Source organism: Rhodococcus sp. NCIMB 12038 (assembly GCF_002165735.1).
Classification (GTDB): Bacteria; Actinomycetota; Actinomycetes; order Mycobacteriales; family Mycobacteriaceae; genus Rhodococcus_F.
The window spans coordinates 73,274-93,362 of record NZ_NHML01000037.1 but is presented as its reverse complement, the minus strand read 5'-3'; the positions used below and the strand labels follow the sequence as shown (position 1 = coordinate 93,362).

Annotated in this window: 15 protein-coding genes and 2 pseudogenes; 5 read left to right on the top strand and 12 right to left on the bottom strand. The window is 65.7% G+C overall.

The genetic code is table 11. The annotated features are described in order from the left end of the window. Positions 1–312: transposase (locus tag CA951_RS36970; RefSeq protein WP_179220444.1), on the top strand; the 312-nt coding region annotated here is incomplete at its 5' end. A gap of 764 nt (positions 313–1,076) precedes the next feature. On the opposite strand, the gene CA951_RS36960 is transcribed toward CA951_RS36970, so the two are convergent. Continuing rightward, entirely contained in the window at positions 1,077–1,721 is a 645-nt protein-coding gene (locus CA951_RS36960; RefSeq protein ID WP_087561593.1) for a hypothetical protein, read from the bottom strand. Positions 1,722–2,558: 837 nt separating this feature from the next. On the opposite strand from CA951_RS36960, the gene CA951_RS36955 reads away from it, so the two are divergent. After that, a complete protein-coding gene (locus tag CA951_RS36955) occupies positions 2,559–3,359 on the top strand; it encodes an SDR family NAD(P)-dependent oxidoreductase (RefSeq protein WP_179220443.1) in 801 nt (266 codons plus the stop codon). 826 nt (positions 3,360–4,185) lie between these two features. Here the strand turns inward: CA951_RS36955 and CA951_RS36950 are convergent. From CA951_RS36950 to CA951_RS36935, 4 genes and pseudogenes are all read right to left on the bottom strand, one after another. Next, a complete protein-coding gene (locus tag CA951_RS36950; RefSeq protein ID WP_087561591.1) occupies positions 4,186–5,331 on the bottom strand; it encodes a thiolase family protein in 1,146 nt (381 codons plus the stop codon). Positions 5,332–5,926: 595 nt separating this feature from the next. After that, positions 5,927–6,670 carry an IclR family transcriptional regulator gene (locus CA951_RS36945; protein ID WP_179220442.1) on the bottom strand — a complete coding sequence of 248 codons (744 nt, stop codon included), beginning with the start codon at positions 6,668–6,670 and terminating at the stop codon, positions 5,927–5,929. Between the two features lie 533 nt (positions 6,671–7,203). After that, a complete protein-coding gene (locus CA951_RS36940; RefSeq protein ID WP_087561601.1) occupies positions 7,204–8,769 on the bottom strand; it encodes an acyl--CoA ligase family protein in 1,566 nt (521 codons plus the stop codon). A gap of 546 nt (positions 8,770–9,315) precedes the next feature. Next, positions 9,316–9,582 (bottom strand): annotated as a pseudogene (locus CA951_RS36935) (IS110 family transposase); the annotation flags it as partial. Positions 9,583–9,917: 335 nt separating this feature from the next. Here CA951_RS36935 and CA951_RS36930 point away from each other — a divergent pair. Both CA951_RS36930 and CA951_RS44665 read left to right on the top strand, forming a co-directional pair. Further along, the gene (locus tag CA951_RS36930; RefSeq protein ID WP_179220441.1) at positions 9,918–11,339 is read left to right on the top strand and encodes an MFS transporter; all 1,422 of its coding nucleotides are present in this window, start codon (positions 9,918–9,920) and stop codon (positions 11,337–11,339) included. Positions 11,340–11,416: 77 nt separating this feature from the next. Next, a pseudogene (locus CA951_RS44665) lies at positions 11,417–11,595 on the top strand (SDR family NAD(P)-dependent oxidoreductase); the annotation flags it as partial. A 516-nt stretch (positions 11,596–12,111) separates the two neighbouring features. Here the strand turns inward: CA951_RS44665 and CA951_RS36925 are convergent. The 6 genes from CA951_RS36925 to CA951_RS36900 all read right to left on the bottom strand — a co-directional run bounded on the left by CA951_RS36925 (position 12,112) and on the right by CA951_RS36900 (position 17,602). Beyond that, positions 12,112–12,966, bottom strand: coding sequence for a class I SAM-dependent methyltransferase (locus CA951_RS36925; protein WP_087561588.1), 855 nt, complete (start codon positions 12,964–12,966; stop codon positions 12,112–12,114). 64 nt (positions 12,967–13,030) lie between these two features. Next, positions 13,031–14,113 carry a ribosome small subunit-dependent GTPase A gene (rsgA, locus tag CA951_RS36920; protein ID WP_087561587.1) on the bottom strand — a complete coding sequence of 361 codons (1,083 nt, stop codon included), beginning with the start codon at positions 14,111–14,113 and terminating at the stop codon, positions 13,031–13,033. Positions 14,114–14,270: 157 nt separating this feature from the next. Next, positions 14,271–15,179: a glycosyltransferase gene (locus CA951_RS36915; RefSeq protein ID WP_087561586.1), complete on the bottom strand. Its 909-nt coding sequence runs from the start codon at positions 15,177–15,179 to the stop codon at positions 14,271–14,273. After that, a complete protein-coding gene (locus CA951_RS36910) occupies positions 15,176–16,072 on the bottom strand; it encodes an ABC transporter ATP-binding protein (protein WP_087561585.1) in 897 nt (298 codons plus the stop codon). The genes CA951_RS36915 and CA951_RS36910 overlap by 4 nt, the downstream gene beginning before the upstream one ends. A gap of 12 nt (positions 16,073–16,084) precedes the next feature. Beyond that, positions 16,085–16,957: an ABC transporter permease gene (locus tag CA951_RS36905; RefSeq protein WP_087561584.1), complete on the bottom strand. Its 873-nt coding sequence runs from the start codon at positions 16,955–16,957 to the stop codon at positions 16,085–16,087. Positions 16,958–17,005: 48 nt separating this feature from the next. Beyond that, positions 17,006–17,602, bottom strand: a complete 597-nt coding sequence (locus tag CA951_RS36900) for a bacterial proteasome activator family protein (RefSeq protein WP_087561583.1) — start codon at positions 17,600–17,602, stop codon at positions 17,006–17,008. Between the two features lie 132 nt (positions 17,603–17,734). Here CA951_RS36900 and CA951_RS36895 point away from each other — a divergent pair, with 132 nt between their 5' ends. Beyond that, entirely contained in the window at positions 17,735–18,937 is a 1,203-nt protein-coding gene (locus CA951_RS36895) for a cysteine desulfurase-like protein (RefSeq protein ID WP_087561600.1), read from the top strand. A gap of 61 nt (positions 18,938–18,998) precedes the next feature. Here the strand turns inward: CA951_RS36895 and CA951_RS36890 are convergent, their stop codons facing one another. After that, positions 18,999–19,994, bottom strand: a complete 996-nt coding sequence (locus CA951_RS36890) for an NAD(P)H-quinone oxidoreductase (protein ID WP_087561582.1) — start codon at positions 19,992–19,994, stop codon at positions 18,999–19,001. Positions 19,995–20,089 lie beyond the last annotated feature (95 nt).

Genomic DNA, 20,089 nt, shown 5'->3' with positions numbered 1-20,089 from the left:
ATCCTGGACAACTACGCCACCCACAAACACGAGAAGGTCCGGACTTGGCTCGACAAGCATCCACGGTTTCACCTGCACTTCACTCCCACCTCCTCGTCGTGGCTCAATCTGGTCGAACGTTGGTTCCGAGAGCTGACCGACAAAGCTTTGCGGCGCGGGGTTTTTCACTCCGTGCCGCACCTCATCGTCTCGATCGAGGAATACCTCGACGCCCACAACGAAAACCCCCGACCGTACGAATGGACCGCGACCGCCGAATCCATCCTCGCCAAGGTCGCGCGCGGCCGCGTCGCACTCGAAAAGATCAACTAAATCCGAGACACACCACTAGCCGATTATGGGCGGGGTCCCTGCACGCCCATAATCGGCTAGAGCGCGATCGACCTGCTGGTGATCATGAAGCGCGGGTGAAGCTAGTTCTGATCGCAGGTTGCCCGTGCGAGTTGGGCCCAGGACGATCTTCACCGACCTACTTCGTCCACACAGACCAGCCGCCCTCGACGGTGAGCGTCTGGCCGGGTGACGTACCGCGACCCGTCCGATGCGAGCCAGAGAACGGCATCGGCCTGGTCCTCCGCGTCGACGAAGGCCACACCCAATGGGGTGAGCGCAGCAAACGCCGGATCGATTTTGGGATCTATCGAATCGCCGGTGTCTGCCGGGGTAATCGGTCAACGATTGGGTGAGGATTCGCTCGTCTTCCATTGTTGCGGATAAACGCTCGCTATGAGGAGCATATCGTCTTCCGCGTATTTCGATTCAGCGATAGCCTGCCACAACCGGTCGATGAACCGGTACGTTGTCCGTCCAAAGTGCACAAGGATGTCCTCCTCGGAAGCGCCTCCAAATGGAGCCCACATTCGGGCGAACCCGATGAGGCGTTCGGCCTCGGTGTCAGGACGGCAGCTCTCCCGGTTCGCTTCGATTCGGGCGGCGCGACGTCTCTGACGCAATAGCCGATACTCACGAGAGTTCATAGAAATTCACGCTTCTAATAGGGAATGAGGAACCTTTTGCGGTACGCGACGGCACAGGTCTACGAGGGCCGTCGGTTCCTGCCCTGTCCGTCGAGTTACTTATCCCATGCCGCACTGGGGCTGGCGGAACGCGTCGCTACTACCAACCTCGGGCCCGGTGGGCAGGTAAGGCTTGATCAACCGAGCGAGATCCTCGACCGAGACCCAGTCCTCTTCCGACACCGGGATGACCGACGGCGGCTCCATCTCATAGACGTGCTCCCCGATCAGCAGAGCGTTCTCGTCGTATAACCAGTACATGGCCGTCTTCGTCGCGACGGCGTACAGCCCCTCCGGCTCCACGGCGCCCTCCTCGGCGAATCCCTCTTCGATGACCTGCGCTCCGGTGCGAAAGAGGTTGCTGGTGTGGAAGGACGAGAAGCCCCAGTCGGCGACCGACAGCAGCTCGTCCTGGTTGGTCAGTGCGCCGCCCGAGTTTTTGAGCACGGAGTAGAACTCGTTGATAACGGTCTCGGTCCCCTCATAGGTGATGGTCTCCGGTGTGCCCCAACGCACCTTGTACAGCGGGTTCGACACCGTGCGGGTCGGCAAGAAGATTTCGCGCCAGCGATCGTTGCTGTACTCGAGGGCGGCGTGCTCGAGGTAGTTCTGGCAGATCTTGCGCCGGTGGGCACTGGGGTTCTCGCGACCTTCGCGGGCGATGTTCTCGTACCACGCCACGGTCGCCTCGAGATACTTGTTCATGTGTGGGTTCCCTTCCGGAGTTCTTCGGTTGTCGATTCGCTCCACCGGGTCGGTTGTTGCCGGGGTTCCGGAACTGCGGCGGGCTGGCCGCGTGGGCTTCTACGCGGAATGTTCCGGCGCGACCCAGGAGAACACCTCTCAGTGAGTAGTTGCAACTATCACTTGATGCAAAAGCTCATAAGAGGTGTGATCTATGTCAATAGACGTTGAAACGAAGGTCAGCGGCGAGCCGATCTGCGACGCACTGAGCCCGATGTCTTCCTTCAGCGGTTGCGCGATGAGACCGTCTTGTCGGCCGCATCGAGAAGGCAGAGCAGGGCCAGCATGCCGGTGATGCCCCACGCGGTGAGCTGGGGTGGCGGGGTCGGGGGTGCGACTTCAGGGCGGGGGCGGTCACGGCAGTGGGGTCATCGATGTGGTGCACGAACGGAGTCCTTCGGTCTTGACGTGAAAAGCACGTCTCAACGAAATCTGCGGTGAGGCTTCGGTTGTGCGCCCGCGACGACTAGGCTCGGCGGTTCGGCCGCCCTCGCAGCATTTGCCGGCCCAGGGCTCGGGTGCCCATCAGGGCCGCAACTTCCAGTGGGCAATTGCAACTATCACTAGATGCAAACGCTAGCGAGCGGGTGTGGCCTATGTCGATGGCGGCGGGGGTGTGGCACAGGGGCGGGGCGCCCTTGCTGAAGATAGTGGATGAGCCCCCACGCCAGTTCAGCGCCACAAACCGCCATTCAATGGCATTTACTCTTGCTCATTGGTAGTTCGTGATCGATAATGGTGTGACGGCTGTGTCCACCGCGAGGCACGTGCCGGGAGCGAAAATGGGAAAGGAAGACTGTGGGAAGATTCGAGGACAAGGTCGTCGTCGTCACCGGGGCCGGATCGATCGCGGACGGCTGGGGAAACGGGCGTGCCACCAGCGTCGTGTACGCGGACGAGGGCGCGAAACTCGTTCTCGTCGACCGCAACCCGGATGCACTGGCGCACACGGCCGAATTGGTCGAGAAACATGGCGCCAAGTGCATCACCGTGACAGCCGACGTCTCGGACGCCGACGGGGTTGCCCACTTCGTCGATGCCGCCATCGAGGCCTTCGGCCGAATCGACGTCCTGCAGGCCAATGTCGGAATCGGTTCGATCGGCAGCCTCCTGAACTACGAGCAGTCGAAATGGGACCTGATGTTTCGCGTCAACGTCACCAGCCTGTTCCTGGCCGCGAAGGCCGTCGTCCCGCACATGAAGCGCACTGGCGGCGGAGCGATCGTCAACGTCTCATCCATCGCCTCGATGCGCTCGGTCGGGCAGCCGTTCGCGGCGTACTCGTCGAGTAAGGCTGCCGCCAACCAGCTCATCCGCGCCATCGCGGTCGAATTCGCGCCCGACAACGTCCGGTGCAACTCCGTGGTCGTCGGCTACGTGGACACCCCCACCGTCGCCGTGGCCTACCGCAACCTCGACACCGAAGCACGGGAGTCACTACAGCACGACCGGGCGGCGCTCGTTCCGCTGAGGCGGCAGGGCACCGCGTGGGACATCGCCCGGGCAAGTGCGTACCTGGCCTCCGACGACGCCCAATTCGTCACCGGAACCGAGATCGTGGTCGACGGCGGTATGACGAATGCCGCTCCCCATTCCTGAGGGGCAACGCGATAGGGTGCGGCAACCGGCAACCGCTGTCGTGCAGCAGTCGTTGACGTTTGGGCAGGTCGGTTGCCGGGCACGGCCAGTTCTTGGATACCCACCACGTTCCGTTGCCACGCACAACAGCTCACGTGATCGACTCGCTGCCAGCGTGTGGCCACGGGCTGTCCTCGCATTCAGCCGCGGTATACCCGAATCGGCCACCTCACCGACATCAGGCCGGGTATACGCCCGAGCTGGCGACACGATCGCCGCCCGGCCGCGCACCCGCAGCGTCCTGACCGGTTCGGCTGCCGAAGGCGCATTCTGTGGCTTCGGCAGCGATTAATCAGGGTTGTCCAGCGCACTGGTGGCCAGCCAGTTGCGGACTCCGTGATCAGGCACGCGCCGAGACCGGCGGACGATCATCTACGCTGCTCCGATCGCCCGTGTGAGGCGTCGGAGTGGCGCATCAAGATGTCGCCCGTCTGCGGACGATGTTGTCGCCACATCGCGAGCAGCTGTTCGGCGCGCTCAACGACGGCATCCGGGCCCGCCGCTGACGTGCCGTCGGTGTCGGCGACGCGACCCAGCTGACAGGCCTCGGACAACGCGAGCAGGATCTGGCTGAGGTAGCTTGCTCATGAGCGATTCGAATGCCACCGCTACTGCGTTCGGGTGTAAGGGAATACGGCTGCCCGGTATCTAGCGCGGACGACGTCGCTCGTGCCGAGTTTCGGGCTGTGTGGCGGGTATGGCTCAACCAGGCACTTAGGTCGGGCCGCCAGGACCGTGGACTACGTGTTGTCCGCGGTCCTGGGCAATGGCCACCGGGCGGCCGATCTCAGGAATTTGTCATCAGCGTGGCCACGCAGGTGGCGTAGTCGTGTCCCATCCAGCCGCCGGCGTTGACGGCCAGGGCGGTCGACGCATCGGCCACCTGCCGTCCCTCGGCCTGTCGCCGCAGTTGGGCGGTGAGTTCGACGAGCTGGGCCACTCCGGTGGCGCCCAGGGCATGTCCGCGGCTCATCAGCCCCCCGTCGGTGTTGACGGGGCGATCACCTCCGGGGCCGGTCCTGCCGTCGAGCGCGAGCTCGCGACCCTTACCGGCCGGTGCCAGTCCGATTTCCTCGTACTGCAACAGCTCGGCGATGGCACTGGCGTCGTGGAGCTGGAAGACGTCGATGTCGTCGGCGGAACACCCGGCTTCCCGGTAGACACGCCGCACGGCGTTGTGGACGACCGATTCATCCGGGGCGTGGCTGCTCACATGACTGGACATGATCGTGGGACCCGCTCCACCGGCCGAGGCGCTGCGCAGGACCAGCGCCGCGGCGCCGTCGGTCAGCGGGGAACACATCAGCAGGCGCAGCGGCGCCGCCACCATGCGGCTCGCGGTCACGTCGGCGGCTGTGATCGGCGCCCGGAACTGGGCATACGGGGTGTGAGCGGCGAACGCACGGTTCTTGACCGCGATTTCCGTCAGTGCATTGTCGACGGCGCCGTACCTCTCGGCATAGGCCTGCGCCTCCGCGGCGTAGGACGACATCATCACCGACCCCTGGACCTTCGCAGGGGAGGTCAGCGAACGGTCCACCCCGGATTCGATCGCGTCGAATGACCGCTGTTTGTCTTCATGATGAAGTTTCTCGGCGCCGACCACCAGGACGGTGTCGGCGCGGCCGGCCTGGAGCATCAGCGACGCGAGGTGTACGGCGCTGCTGCCCGAGGCGCAGGCATTTTCGGTGTTGAACATCGGGAGCCCGTCGAGGCCGGAACCGCGGAGGGCGACCTGCGCCCGGATCATCTCCTGACCGCGCAACAGCCCTTCGGCGGCGTTCGCGAACACCACGGCGTCTACCTGCGCGGGCTCGAGGCCGGCGTCGGCCAGGGCGGCCCGAGCCGCCTCCTGCGCCAGGGACCCCAGCGAGCGGTCCTGATGGCGCCCGAACTGGGTGGTGGCGGCACCGGCGACGCGAACGACATCCATCAGAACTCCCATTCAGTAAAAGTTAGTCTCATTCTATAGCATGACATATCAATATCATTGAATGTGTTGTGCTACCACCAGTGAGATCTTCCTCGGCGGCCTCGCGGCAGTGGACGATCAGTCCAGCACGGATTGGGCAGCGTCTTTTCCGCGCGACCGCGAGTGAATTGAACGCACTCCGCCGCGGGATCGACATCGCCCCACGCTGTGTCGTCGGGATGATCGGCGCAGCGTGGGCTGTGTGGCAGCCAGCTGCGGCCAGTTCGCCGGTCGGCCAGTGGTCCGACGGGTTGCTGCTCGCAGAAACTCCCACGGGGTGAGTGGAGGCCGTGTGCGGTTGGCCGGCGCAATGTCGCGGGACTCGGCCGGGAGGGGGGCCGGCGCCGTGCTCGATGAGCGGTGGGTCTGAAACCAGTCTCGGTGAAACAGCGTGGCCGTGGCGGGTAGGCGCCACGCCGACCTGGCGTTTACGACCTAACCGCCGATGAGCGGTTGGGTCGTCCATGCGGTTGCCCGACGCACACAGACTCGGGTTCGACGCGCCACGCTGATGGCAAGTCCTGTCACCAGGCCTGTCGGGCGATCCCTCCCGGTGCTAGGTCAGGCGGATCGTGCTCGGCCGCAGACCGGACTCCTCCATCAGTGCTGCCGCATGGCGGAGGCGGTCGAGGGTGGCGGGCACATGTTTGGCGAGGAACCGATCGGACGGTCCGGAAACGCTGAGCGCTCCCCCATCGTCCTGGCGGCCGATTGGTACAGCGACACCGCGGACGCCCTCTACCGACTCGTCGGCCGACTCGGCGTAGCCATCATTGCGTATTTGGTCGACACGTAAGCGAAGGGACTTTTTCGCCTTCGGGGCCAACTTCATGGAGTCGACGACCTGGTCGAATGTGGCGTCGTCCAACTGGGCGAGCAGCACGTGCCCGACGGCCGAACCGGTCAGAGGAAGCGGCAGCCCGACGGGCACGATCCGGCCGGAAGGATGCGTGGTGTACGCCGCTGCGATGCAGATCCGCTGATTTCCGCTGCGGACGTGGAGCGACGCGGTTTCGCCGCCGCTGGTGTCCCGCAACTGCTCCAGGACGGGGGCCGCCGCGGCGCGGACGTCGAAAGAGTGCGTCGCGCGGCCCACGACACTGATGAGCCGAGGTCCGATGCGATATTGACCGGTCGTGCCCGAGCGCAAGAGCACGCCCTCGTCATGCAAAGACTGCAAGAGGCGAACGACGGTGGACAGCGAGAGTCCGCTTTCTTCTGCCACCCGGGCCGGCAGGACGCCGCTAGGCGCGCGGGAGACCGAATCCACGATCGCCAAGATCCGTTCCAGTGCCTGCACCGAACTCTCCTTCGTGTGTCTCGACAGGGTCGTCATCACGACCGCTGGGCAACTCTAGTCCGACGCTGCGCCCCCGCTACGGGCGAGGGACAAACCCGTAACGGTGCAGCGAGATCACAATGACTCCCATTGAATGGAGTGTAGTCTCACCCATTAGCAGTGGGGTTGGATTTGGTGGGACAAGTGCTGGACCCGCCTTGCCCAACGGCGAACGGAAGCGAGAGATGAACCCCTACTACGACGCGACGGTGGCCCGGTACGGAGTATCGCGAGAGAAGGGCGGAGAAGCCGAGCCGGGCATCGGCGCAAGATCTGCCAGAACGACCTCGAGAGGGTGGCGTTGGAGTACAACGTTGGAGTACAACAATGAGATGGACCACCTGCGCATCGAACCGATTGCCCGGCGGGTGCGCCTGTGGCGCGTGACTCGGCGAATGTAGCCTCGCGCGTCACCACACATTCCGTCACACCTGCCGGGTATCGCACCTACCAGGTGCCGTCAACCGTCGTCGAACCATGAATGTCGATAGGCATCAGCGGATTCGGCGCTCCTGCCCCGCCCAGGCCTTGTCGCGCAGCACGTATTTCTGGATCTTCCCGGTGGAGGTCTTGGGCAGCTCCCCGAAAGTCACCGTCTTTGGCGCCTTGAACCGCGCCAACCTGCCTCGCACGTGCTCGACGATTTCTTCCTCGGTCGCTGAGGCATCCTTGTGCAGAGTCACATATGCCGCCGGGACCTCGCCCCACCGCTCGTCCGGCACCGCGATGACCGCTGCATCCAGCACCGCCGGATGGTCCATGATCGCCTGCTCGACCTCGACCGACGTGATGTTCTCCCCGCCCGAGATAATCACGTCCTTCGACCGGTCCCGAAGCTCCACGTACCCGTCCGGATGTAAAACCCCGATGTCGCCGGTCCGGAACCACCCGTCCGGTGCCGCCGCCGCCGTCGCTTCCGGGTCATCCAGATATCCGAGCATCAGATTGTTGCCACGCAACGCGATCTGTCCTGTAGTGGTCCCATCAGCCGGGACGTCGGCACCGTCGTTGCCGATCACCCGCACCGCACCGGAGATCATGTTCCCGACACCCTGGCGGGCCTTGAGCCGTGCCTGCGCCCCCATATCGAGCGAGTCCCACTCCGGCCGCCAATCGCACAGCATTACCGGCCCGAAGGTCTCGGTCAGTCCGTAGAGGTGTGTGACCTCGAATCCCAACTCGTCCATTCGCCGAAGGATCGCCGGCGAGGGCGGGGCCCCGCCCGTCGCGATCCGGACGGTATGCCCCTCCGGAAGCGGCGCCGCCTCTTTCGCGTGCGCGATCATCGACAGCACCGTCGGCGCTCCGTTCAGATGGGTGACGCCTTCCTCTCGGATCAGCCGCCATACCTGGGCCGGGTCGACCTTCGGCAGGCACACATGCGTCGCCGCGGCCGCCGTCACCGCCCACGGAAAGCACCAGCCGTTGCAGTGGAACATCGGCACCGTCCACAGGTGCACCGACGATGGGGACAATCCGGTGTGTCCCACCATCGCGACAGACTGCAGATACGCCCCCCGGTGGTGGTACATCACGCCCTTCGGTCGCCCTGTTGTCCCCGATGTGTAGTTGATCGACAACAGTGCCCGTTCGTCCGACGGGGTCAGATGCAGTGGTTCTGCGCCGGCCAGCAGCGCCTCGTACTCCTGTCCGGCCCGGATCCGGCCTGGCGGCGCATCGAGCTGGGTGACTACCTCATCGACCAATTCGTCGAACGACGGATCGTGGATCAGCACTGCGGCCTTCGAGTGCTGCAGGATGTAGATTACCTCGCTCACAGACAGCCGGGTGTTCACCGCCACCAGCGGTACCCCCGCCCACGGCACCCCGAAGTGCGCCTCCAGCAGTACGTGTGTGTTCGGCGCCAACACTGCTACCGGCCGACCGTCGGCCAGCTCGGCGATCCCACCCGCCAGGCGCATACACCGCTCGTGTAGTTCCCTGTACGTCCACCGCTGGTCTCCGTCGATCACCGCGACCCGATCTCCATGCGCCGCAGCGGCGCGATCGAGATATGACGTCGGGGTCAGGGTCTCAAACCACGGCGAGTCCGGTCCCATTCCGGTCGGCGCGCTCGCCCCGCCGCTCACGAGTACGGAGTTCTCGCTGGCGGTCAAACACTGAACCCTGGCCTCGTCCGTGGGAGTGGTCATGGTGGCTCCTATCGAATATCTCATCGGAGGGGAATGTCGAGGATGGCTGCGCTGCCGGAAAGGCAAGGGCCGGACCGAGCCCCGATGCTGTTTCGGGTGGCGCGGAGCATCGCCAACTAGTACTCAATGAGAGTATATTGCAGTCAGTGAAAGTCAAGGTCGCGGGCTGGCCTGCGAGACATGGGCCATGACGGTGGGGTTCAACATGAGCGCTCGGCGATGGCAGCGGAGCGTTACCGCCGGGTGGTCGTATTCGCAGGCCGTGCGAATAACCAGGAGCGCACATAATCTGGAGTGACATGCGGTGAGTCTGACAGCGCCCGCGGCTTACTACGGGTACCTCTGCATATTCGATCCCGCCGTAATCCGCGCGCCGGGCACAAACCCTTACGGTCTTTTTCGGTACTGCGAAAATGCGTTCTAGCAGGGTATTTGATGATCATCGACCTTCGGTTAGACATCCCAGGGCTGTAAGTCGTCAAGCGGCTGGGCGGTGCGACAGTGGTCCCAGGCAATGTGTTCGTCGTAGTGGGTGCGGTGGCGGAGGCGGCCGTGGAGGATGCCGACGAGGTGGTTGCCGAGCGCGCGGAGCGCTTGGTGGTGCAGGTCCCCGGCGTCGCGTCGCTGGTCGTAGAACTCTCGGGCACCCGGACTGGACGACAACGCGCAGAACGCCCACTGGTCGATGGCGTCGTAGAGACGCCGATTTCTGACGTGGCGTGGCGCTGCGTCATGATCTTGATCCGATTGGCCGCGGGGGCGGTGATCGTCGCTGTGCCGTCGATGATCGACTCCCGGGATGGTGTCGTGGTCCTCGAGGTCGGCGAGGGCCCTCCATGCCGCCTGCCTCAAGTGCGACCGTCGGGCTGCCGGCGCTGCATGGATCGAGTGTCAGGGCCGCGTCACTGGTGAGTTGCCGTTCGGCGAGTCCGGGTATGTGACGGTCGGCAGGTCGGTCGAAGAACCTCGTGTACCAGGCAACGGTGGACTCGATATTGACTTTCGGTGGCGTGGATCACTAATATCCATTCAGTGGCAGTCGCAACCGTTCAGTGGTGCCACCACCGCCTGCGCACAAACGTGTACGGGCCGCAGAGGCCGACGCCAACCGCTGCGATGGCTGGCCTACTGTCCCGTTGGCGACGGGATGCCCACAAGACAACTTGGAACTCGTGAATCAGGGAGCGACCGTGAGCCAGACTATCGATCAGCAATCCAGCAGGCACGACCCAGAACTCAGCGAGTGGCGTTCCGGGCGGCGAGCACTGCTCGGTTCGAGTCTGGGCTTTGGCGCCGGGGCCGGCCTGTTTCTGCTCACATTCTCACTGTTCGTCAAGCCGATCAAAGAGGCCACCGGCTGGAGCACGACGACGATCTTGATCGTTCCGGTGGTCCAATTGGTCTGGGGTCTAGCGTTTCCCGTTGTCGGTCGGCTCATAACGCGCTTCGGAGCGCGTTCGGTTGCGACGTTCGGGGTGATCGCCACCGCTGCGCTGCTCATCCTGGTCTATCTGGTGCCGTTCAATCTCGCCGTGTACTACGGATTCGCTGCGCTGATCAGCATCGTGGGCTCGTTGGCGTGGCACAGCCCGTACGTGACGGCGCTCTCCACGTGGTTCCACAAGAACAGCGGTCGTGCCCTGTCCATTGCACTGTCCGGCGGTGGGGCTTCGATGACGATCATCGCCGTGCCCCTGGTGTCATCGGCGATCTACAGCTACGGCTTCAAGACTGGATATCTGGTTCTGGCGGCATTCATGCTTCTCGTGGCATTGCCGGCAACGGTTTTCCTGGTCCGGCAACGACCGGAACCCGACACGACCGTGAACGTGAATGCGGCTGGGATAGATGTCGAGGGACCGACACCACCGAAGGCTGTGCAACAGGTCGTCAGCCCACGACGAACCTTCAGGTTCTGGGCGCTGGCAGTGTCGATCGGCGTCGCCTCGCTGGGAGCTGCCGGCTTCGTGGCCAATCTGGCCGCGATCATGTTGGAGGCCGGCCTTTCGGTCAAACTGGCGACCGGAACGCTGTCGATCTTCTTTGTGTTCACCGCAATCGGTGGATTCGTGAACGGACTGCTGCTCGACCGGGTTCGCCCATTCCTCGTGCCGGCAGTAGTGCTCAGCTTCAGCGCGTCCGGGGCGTTCGTCATCGGGTTTGCGAACTCGTCCTTCCCCACCGCCGTAGTGGTACTTGCCGCCGGACTGATCGGTATGTGCTCGGGCACGCAGGCTGAGCTTCCGGCCTTCTTCATGCTGCGCAAATACGGCCGGACCCACTTCAGAGAGACCTACAACACCACCATGATGACCGTCGTGGTGTTCGCGACGTGCAGCCCGTTCATCTTCGGCTTGATCCGCGACTTCACCGGATCCTACTTTTCGGCGTGCATGTTCAGCGGATCCGCACTGCTCCTGTCTGTAACAGGAATGGTTCTCTTCGGACGTGATCGGGACCACGAGATCGCCGCGTGAGAGCTGAACCGGCCGGGCACACTCTCGAGTCGAATCGAACAGACAGCAGAATCACTCCACAAGATGGAGGAACAACGATGTTGAACTACGAAGGTCGAGTTGCGTTGATCACCGGTGCCGGACGTGGGCTCGGGCGCGCATATGCCCCCTCACGTTGGGGCAAGGTGGCTGCCGTGTGGTGGTGAATGATCTGCCAGGTGGGGATGCCGCGGCCGATGACGTCGTTGCGGAGATCGTCGAAGCAGGCGGCGAGGCACCCGTACTGAAGTAAACACAAACACACACCGGAACGGCCCCGCGGATCGGCATTCGCGGGGACAGTTCTGTCTGGACGGAAGATTCGCAGACTGCCGGGTCAGGCGGTCGCGACGATCCGGATCTCGGGACCGTCGTCGCTGTGGGCAGTCGGAAGTGCGGGCACGCCACCACCTGCCCGGAACGCCCCGGATCGCCCGCCGTTGGGGGTCGAGGTAGAGCGGTTGCTCGCATTAAGCCGATGATGCATCCGACGAAATACGGGGCAGTCTAGTTTACATGATATCCGCTATCGGCGCTTCGAAAATTATTGCTTGGCAACCTATTTGGCGAGCGTTAGCCTTCGGCTACGGGCGCTGAATCGTGATTCTTGACTTGTGTCCGGGACCGCCGCTTTGTGCGCTGTGGCCGTGCCAGAGGGCGGCGGTGCCCGCGAACGGGCAGGGGTATTGCTCGGTTCAGGGCGTAATAGGACCTGACCAGATGTTCTTATGGCTCGTGGGTGACCAATCGACCGTCAAACTATCCGCACGACCACCTGCTCGTGGTTGGCGGTGTAGCCGAGGTACTCGAACCCGACACCGGTGCGGTCGACGAACTCCGTCCACGCCCGGTACTCGTGTTCCTGCCAGCCGGGGAAGTTGAAGAACTCGTCGAACACGATCACCGTGCCCGCGACGAGCCGGTGTTCGAGCCGGTCGAGCACCGACTTCGTCGACGAGTACAGGTCGGCGTCGAGGTGCACGAACGACACCGGTCCGGGGTGTTTCTCGAGGAAGCCCGACAGCGTGTCCTCGAACAGTCCGGGCACCAACTCCGCACCCCGCACCTTGGGAAGTTTCTCCTGCGCGAACTCCCCGGCCGGGAAGCCGGTGCGCCACGTCTGCGGCAGCCCGGAGAACACGTCGAACCCGAACACCTCGTGCTCGGCGTCCTTCAACTGTTCGACGATGATCCGGAGCGTCGCGCCCGACGCCACCCCGAATTCGAGGGCCAGCCCCTCGATCTCCACCTGCGACAGTCCGTAGCGCAACGTGTCCTGCGGGTTCCAGAACACGGGCGCCTTCGGCATGTGCTCGAGCACGAACTCCGCGGCCTCGTTGGTGGCCCGCACGTCCAGCGCCTGGGTGATGTCGCGGCGGGCCTGCTGTTCGAGTTCGCCGAGCCGCTGCTGGACGTCGGAGATCTCGATGCGGGCATCCGACAGCTCGGACAGCACCCGGGCCAGTTCCTGGTTGGTCGCGCTCAGCTCGGCCAGGGTCTGGTCGTGCTGGTTCTCGGTGAGCTCGCGGGACCGCCGGTCGGACTCGGCGACCACCTCGGACATGGCACGTTGAAACTTGAGACGGGCCTTTCTCCGAAGATCGAACATAACCCCATGTTGCCACCCGCATCCCGGCTCAGGGAGTGAACCGGGGTGCGGGCCGGACGCCCGGTCAGTGACCGCGGCTGCGGTACATCTGCCGTTGCCAACGGGCGATGCTCTTCCACTCGCGCTCCCGCTCGGCCCGCAGCCGTGCGTCGCTGCGCGACGCGATCCATCCGTTCTCACGAATCAGCTTGCGGTAGCTGGCGAGTCGGCGTTCGGGCAGCGCGCCGCCGGCCACCGCTTCGAGAACCGCGCAGCCGGGTTCGGCCTCGTGCGAGCAGTCCGCGAACCGGCACTGCGCCGCGAGTTCCTCGATCTCGGGGAACGTCTTGTCGATGCCGTCGGCCGCGTCCCACATGCCGACACCCCGCAGTCCCGGCGTGTCGATCAGGGCGCCGCCGGACGGCAGCGGCAGCAGTTCCCGGTGCGCCGTCGTGTGGCGTCCCTTGTTGTCGCCCTCGCGGACGCGTCCGGTGGCGAGCACGTCCGCGCCGAGCAACGCGTTCGCGAGCGTCGACTTGCCCGCGCCCGACGGTCCGATGAAGGCGACGGTCCCGTCGATCACGGCGGTGAGGATGTCGACGCCGTCGCCGGTGTCGGCGCTCACCGCGACCACGGTTGCGCCCGGCGCCACCGCCGCCACTTCCGAGGTCGCGAGGGAGACGTCCTGCACGGTATCGGATTTGGTGAGTGCGACCACCGGCTGCGCGCCGCTCTCCCACGACAGCGCGAGCAGGCGTTCGATGCGCCCGAGATCGAGAGCGGTGTCCAGCGCGGCGGCGATCACCACCGTGTCGACGTTGGCCGCGAGGAGTTGCCCCTCGGACCGGCCGGACGCCGACGAACGGACGATCGTGCTGCGGCGGGGGAACAGATCGGCGACGGTGATGTCGTCGCCGCGCCGGTGAAGTGTCACCCAGTCGCCGGTGCACAGCGTGCGCTCACCGGCGAGGGCGCGGACGACGCCGGCGGGCGCGGCGACGTCGCAGCGACCGCGGTCCACGCGGATCACCCGGCCGGGCTCGCGGCCGTCGTCGGGGAAGCTGTCGAAGGTGTCGGAAAGTGTGTCGTTCCAGCCGTAGGGCAGAAGGTGTCCGGAATCGAACATGGTGGGTGTGATCCTCGGGTCGGTGAATGCCGACCGGACCACTGCACGGGTTCGGTCAGGCGAGGGGGAAGGGGGAGTGGACGCACGCGGCGTCGACCGACGAGACAGTCATCGGACACTCACTCCTTCGCAGCACATCGAGTTCTTCGACCGGAACCCCACGATGCTCCCACCCGGCGGAACCCGGACGCAACCGAATTTACGGTCGCTCGAACCGCTCCTGACGGCCCAGCTTGCGCAGCCGCATCCACTCCCGCAGACCCTGCGGATCACGCCTCGTGACGAGGAAGTACCACCCGAACCGCACCCATTCCTGCGGCAGCAGCTTCCGCATGCCCGGCTGGGACAGCAGATAGCCGCGGTTGCGGTAGGTGAAGAACCGTTTCGTCTCGTTGTCCGGGTACTGCGTGTGCATCCGGCCACCGAGGATCGGCTTGAACTCCTCCGCGCCGTTCGGGTGCACGTACGCCGTCTGCAGGCAGGTGCCGAACGGCAGCCCGGACCGCACCAGCCGGCGATGCACCTCCACCTCGTCGCCGCGGACGAACAGCCGCAGGTCGGGGACGCCGACCGTGTCGATCGCCGACGCCCGGAACAGGGCGCCGTTGAACAGCGACGCGATGCCCGGCAGTAGGTCGGCCGAGTCGTCGCCGTCGGTGAACAGTTCGGACCGCAGCCGACGCCACTCGACGCCGCGGCGCAACGGGAAGGCGAGGCGGTCGGGGTCGTCGATGTCACAGACCACGGGCGACACCTCGGCGAGCCCGTGCCGCTGGGCGCAGTCGAGCAGCGTCTCCAGGACCTTCGGCCCCTCGGGCCTGCCGTCGTCGTCGGCCAGCCACACCCAGTCGGCGCCGAGCGAGAGGGCGTACAGAATCCCCAGGGCGAAGCCGCCCGCCCCGCCCAGATTGTGCTGAGACCCGAGGTAGCTGGTGGGGATCCCGGCCGATTCGACGAGTGCGCGCACGTCGTCCTCGGCGGCGTTGTCCACGACCACGAGATGGTCCAGCGGACGCGTCTGCGAGCCGAGGACCTTCAGCGACTCCGCCAGCAGTTCCCGGCGTTTGTGAGTGACGACGACGCCGACGATCCGCTCGGCAGCGCTCACGCGGACTCCGCCTCGGCTTCCGCGGCCGCGCGAACGGGACGCTCGTTCGATCCGACGCTACGGGCGTCCCGTTCGGCCGGGCGGCTCAGCCCGGACTTCTCCCGGTCCATCTCGTAGATGACGTGGCGGACGTGGTCGGCGGCGTCGTCGCCCTCGTACGCGCGGACGACGTCCTCGATGCCGCCTTCCTGCCGGATCTGACCATGGTCGATCCACATGGCCCGGTCGCAGAGCTGGGCGAGGAACTCGTTGGAGTGGCTGGCGAACACCAGGATGCCGGACCGCTCCACCAGCGCCTGCAGCCGCACGCGCGCCTTCTTCATGAACTCCGCGTCGACGGCGCCGATGCCCTCGTCGAGCAGCAGGATCTCCGGGTCGATGCTGGTGACCACGCCCATCGCGACACGCACCCGCATGCCGGTGGAGTACGTGCGCAGCGGCATCGACAGGTACTCGCCCAGCTCGGTGAAGTCGGCGATCTCGTCCATCTTCGCGAGCATCTGCTTACGGGTCTGCCCGAGGAACAGCCCGCGGATGATGATGTTCTCGTAACCGGAGATCTCGGGGTCCATGCCCACACCGAGGTCGAAGACCGGGGCCACGCGGCCGCGGATGCTCGCGCTGCCGCGGGTGGGCTCGTAGATGCCGGACAGCAACCGCAGCAGCGTCGACTTGCCGGCACCGTTGTGGCCGACCAGACCGATCCGGTCGCCTTCCTTCAGTGACAGGTTGATGTCGCGCAGGGCCTCGACCACCACGACGTCCGAGTTGTTGCGACCGATGGATCCGCCGGCCTTGCCGAGGAACGCCTTCTTCAGCGACCGGGACTTGGCGTCGAAGATCGGAAAGTCGACGCAGGCGTCCCGCGTCTCGATACTCACATGTTCTGTCATCTGTTCAGACCCCTATACCCAGTAGGGCACGCGGGCCCGGTACTTGCGAAGCGCGAGGATGGCGGCGGTCCACCCGACGACGGTGATGGCCAGGACTATGTACCAGTGGTACGCCTGCTGGTCCTGGCCGATCATCGGCGCGCGCACGATGTCGAGGTAGTGGAACAGCGGGTTCAGTTCGGCGAGCTTGACGCGCTCGGCGGCCTGACCGCCCTGCGCCTCCAGGCTCTGCGTGGTCCACATGATCGGTGTCAGCACGAACAGCAGCAGCGTCATGCTGCCGAGGATCGGCGCGATGTCCCGGTAGCGGGTGGAGAAGATGCCGAACATGATCGACACCCACGCCGCGTTGACGACGATCAGCGCGATCGCCGGGATCGCGGCCAGCGACATCCAGGTCAGGTGCCGCCACACCCCGAACGCGAACACCATGATCACGTAGATGACGAGGTTGTGGGCGAACAGCAGCAGTTGCCGCCACACCAGCCGGTACACGTGGACGCTCAGCGCCGACGGCAGCTGTTTGATCAGCCCCTCGTTGGCGATGAACACCTCGGACCCCTCGAGGATGCTCGCGCTGATCAGGTTCCAGACGATCAGACCCACCGTGACGTACGGCAGGAACTCGTCCAGCGGGATGTCCAGCAGGGCCGAGTAGAGGATGCCCATCGCCGCGGCCTGAACGCCGGTGGCGATGGTGATCCAGAACGGGCCGATCACCGACCGGCGGTAGCGCTGCTTGATGTCCTGCCAGCCGAGGCTCAGCCACAGCTCGCGCTGAGCGAAGCCGTCCCTGAGGTCCTTGAACGCGCGCCGGAAGGTCTGCGAGTCGGACGCCGGGAGCGGGCCGCCTGCGGCCTCGGTTTCGATAGCGGATGCTGACACGGGCACCGAGCCTACCGGGAGTCGAGTTCCATGCTGTTTCGCCCGTTGCTACAGGTACTGGCCGGTACCGCTCGACTGCGATCCCGGATCGTTGTTGTGCGGCCCGTGTGGGTTGCCCATGCTGATGCCCGGAGGCAGGGCTCCCTGACGCATCTGCTCGAGTTGGGAGCGGGCCGCCATCTGCTGGGCGAACAGGGCCGTCTGGATGCCGTGGAACAGTCCTTCCAGCCACCCCACCAGCTGTGCCTGCGCGATGCGGAGTTCGGCGTCGCTGGGGACGGTGTCGTCGGTGAAGGGCAGCGTGAGGCGTTCGAGTTCGTCGCGCAGTTCGGGGGCCAGGCCCTGCTCGAGCTCGTGGATCGACGACTTGTGGATCTCCTTCAGCCGGTTGCGGCTGGCGTCGTCGAGCGGTGCCGCGCGCACCTCCTCCAGAAGCTGCTTGATCATCGTTCCGATGCGCATGACCTTGGCCGGCTGCTCCACCATGTCGGCGATCGACTCGGCGCCGTTCCCGTTCCCGTTCTCGGTTGCGGCGGCTTCGGCGTCGGAGTCCTCGGGCTTGCTCGCGGCCTCCGCGACGGGAATGGCCATGGGCTGACCGTCGGGACCGATCACGACTACGTGTTCATTCTCCGAGTTCGTCATGCCTCCATCTTGGCTGTTCCTGCGCGGCAGTGCGAAAGTGCGTCCGATTTGGCCCTTTCCATCTATGTTGCATTTGGCAACAATCGATGGCTGGCTTCGACCGTATTGACTTGGGGTCTTAGAGTGTCGGGCATGGCTTACGACGTTGCCCGCGTTCGGGGACTCATCCCCTCACTCGGCGACGGTTGGATCCATCTCGATCCGCAGGCCGGCATGCAGATTCCGGACGCGGTGTCGCGCACTGTCTCCACGGCCTTCCGGGCTTCTGCCTCTTCGTCGACCGGACGACATGTGTCCAGCCGGCGCAGTGCGGCGGTTCTCGATGCGGCCCGAGCAGCCGTCGCCGACCTGGTCGGAGGCGATCCCGCCGGGGTCGTGCTCGGACCCGACCGATCCGTTCTCCTGGCCTGGCTGGCGGAGTCGCTGAGCACGCGACTCGGTCTCGGAACCGGGCTCGTGCTCTCCCGCCTCGACGAGGAAGCGAACGTGGCGCCCTGGCTGCGCGTCGCCAGCCGTTACGGCGCCCAGGTGCGGTGGGCGGAGGTCGAGATCGAGACCTGCGAACTCCCCAGCTGGCAGTTCCAGGACCTCATCACCACCACGACGCGTCTGGTCGCGCTCACCGCCGCCTCCCCGATCGTCGGCTCGGCGCCCGACGTCCGCGTCGCCTCGGACCGTGTTCACGAAGTCGGCGGACTGATGGTCGTCGACGCGATCGGCGCCGCCCCCTATGCACACGTCGACATCAACGAACTCGGTGCGGACATCGTCGCCGTCGGCGCCACCTCCTGGGGCGGACCGCAGGTCGGGGCACTCGTCTTCCGCGACCCCTCCCTCCTCGACCGCATCCCGGCCGTGTCGCTCAACCCATATGCGCGGGGTGTCGAACGTCTCGAGGTCGGGGTGCACCAGTTCGCGCTCCTCGCCGGACTCACCACGTCGATCGACTTCCTCGCGAACCTCGACGAGTCGGCCACCGGTTCCCGGCGCGAGAAGCTCGAGGCGTCCATCAGCTCATTGCAGAACTACCAGGACACCCTGTTCGACCACCTCATGTCCTCGCTGAAGCGGCTACCGCAGGTCATGGTCATCGGGCGGTCGCCGAGCCGGGTTCCGACGCTCAGCTTCACCGTCGCCGGAGTCTCGGCCGACAAGGTCGCCTCGCACCTCGCAGACAAGCGGATCGCCACCGTCAGCGGCGTCCACGGCGGTTCCCGGCTGCTCGACGCCCTCGGTGTCAACGACGAGGGGGGCGCCGTCACCATCGGGCTCGCGCCGTACACCACCCGCTACGAGATCGACCAGCTCGTCAACGAGCTCGCCACTCTGGGCTGAAACCGAGCCCGCCCGATGTGACATTCGTTTCGCCGGGACGAAGGTCACACCGGGCGACGCGTCACTTCCGCGGGATCGTCAGGATCACCTTGCCGACGGTGTCGGCGGAGTCGAGCAGTTCGTGTCCGCGCGGCGCCTCGGTGATGGGCAGTTCGGCCGAGACGACGGGGTGGACCGCGCCCTCCGCGATCAGCGGCCAGAGCCGCTTGCGGACGTCGGCGACGATGTCGGCCTTGCCCTCGCGGCCCGACTCGGGGCGCCCCCGCAGTCCGGCGGCGGTCACGTGGGCGCGTTTGGCCAGCACCTTGCCCAGGTCCAGTTCGCCCTTGCGGCCGCCCTGCATGCCGATAACGACGAGCCGGCCGTCGGCGGCGAGCGCGTCGACGTTGCGGCCGAGGTACGCGCCGCCCATGTTGTCGAGGATCACGTCGGCGCCGTGCCCGTCCGTCGCCTTGCGGATCTCTTCGACGAAATCGGCTTCCCGGTAGTTGACGAGGATGTCGGCGCCGAGTTCGCGGCAGCGCGCCAGTTTCTCCTCGGATCCGGCGGTGACGGCCACGCGGGCCCCCAGCGCGACACCCACCTGGATGGCGTGGGTGCCGATGCCGCCGCCACCGCCGTGCACCAGCAGCACGTCGCCGCGGGACAGTCCGGCGCCCATCACGACGTTCGCCCATACCGTGCACGCGACCTCCGGCAGCGACGCCGCGACGAGCAGATCCACCCCTTCGGGGAGTGGGAGAAGCTGCGACGCGGGGACGGCCACCTTCTCCGCGTAGCCGCCGCCGGCGAGCAGCGCACACACCTGGTCGCCGACGGACCACCCGGAGACTCCCTCGCCGAGTTCGGCGATCGTGCCGGAACATTCGAGCCCGAGGATGTCGCTGGCCCCGGGCGGCGGGGGATAGAACCCCTGACGCTGCAGCAGGTCGGCGCGGTTGACGGCCGTCGCGGCGACGTCGAGGAGAACGTGACCGGGGGGAAGTTCCGGGTCCGGCTGCTCGGCCCACGTCATGACTTCGGGGCCGCCCGGTTGGTCGATCGTGATCGCATACATGGGAACGACGCTAGCGAAACGCGGCGCCGTCCGGTGCCCGCGACCGGTCGAGGCGACCGCTCGGCCTCTTCCGGCACCGCACGCTACTGGAAAGT

Coding starts and splice junctions, on each gene's coding strand:
- CA951_RS36960 (WP_087561593.1), bottom strand. CDS start 1,721: ATGAACAAGTATCTCGAGGCGACCGTGGCGTGGTACGAGAACATCGCC.
- CA951_RS36950 (WP_087561591.1), bottom strand. CDS start 5,331: ATGGATGTCGTTCGCGTCGCCGGTGCCGCCACCACCCAGTTCGGGCGC.
- CA951_RS36940 (WP_087561601.1), bottom strand. CDS start 8,769: ATGGGACCGGACTCGCCGTGGTTTGAGACCCTGACCCCGACGTCATAT.
- CA951_RS36925 (WP_087561588.1), bottom strand. CDS start 12,966: ATGTTCGATCTTCGGAGAAAGGCCCGTCTCAAGTTTCAACGTGCCATG.
- CA951_RS36910 (WP_087561585.1), bottom strand. CDS start 16,072: ATGACAGAACATGTGAGTATCGAGACGCGGGACGCCTGCGTCGACTTT.
- CA951_RS36900 (WP_087561583.1), bottom strand. CDS start 17,602: ATGACGAACTCGGAGAATGAACACGTAGTCGTGATCGGTCCCGACGGT.
- CA951_RS36895 (WP_087561600.1), top strand. CDS start 17,735: ATGGCTTACGACGTTGCCCGCGTTCGGGGACTCATCCCCTCACTCGGC.
- CA951_RS36890 (WP_087561582.1), bottom strand. CDS start 19,994: ATGTATGCGATCACGATCGACCAACCGGGCGGCCCCGAAGTCATGACG.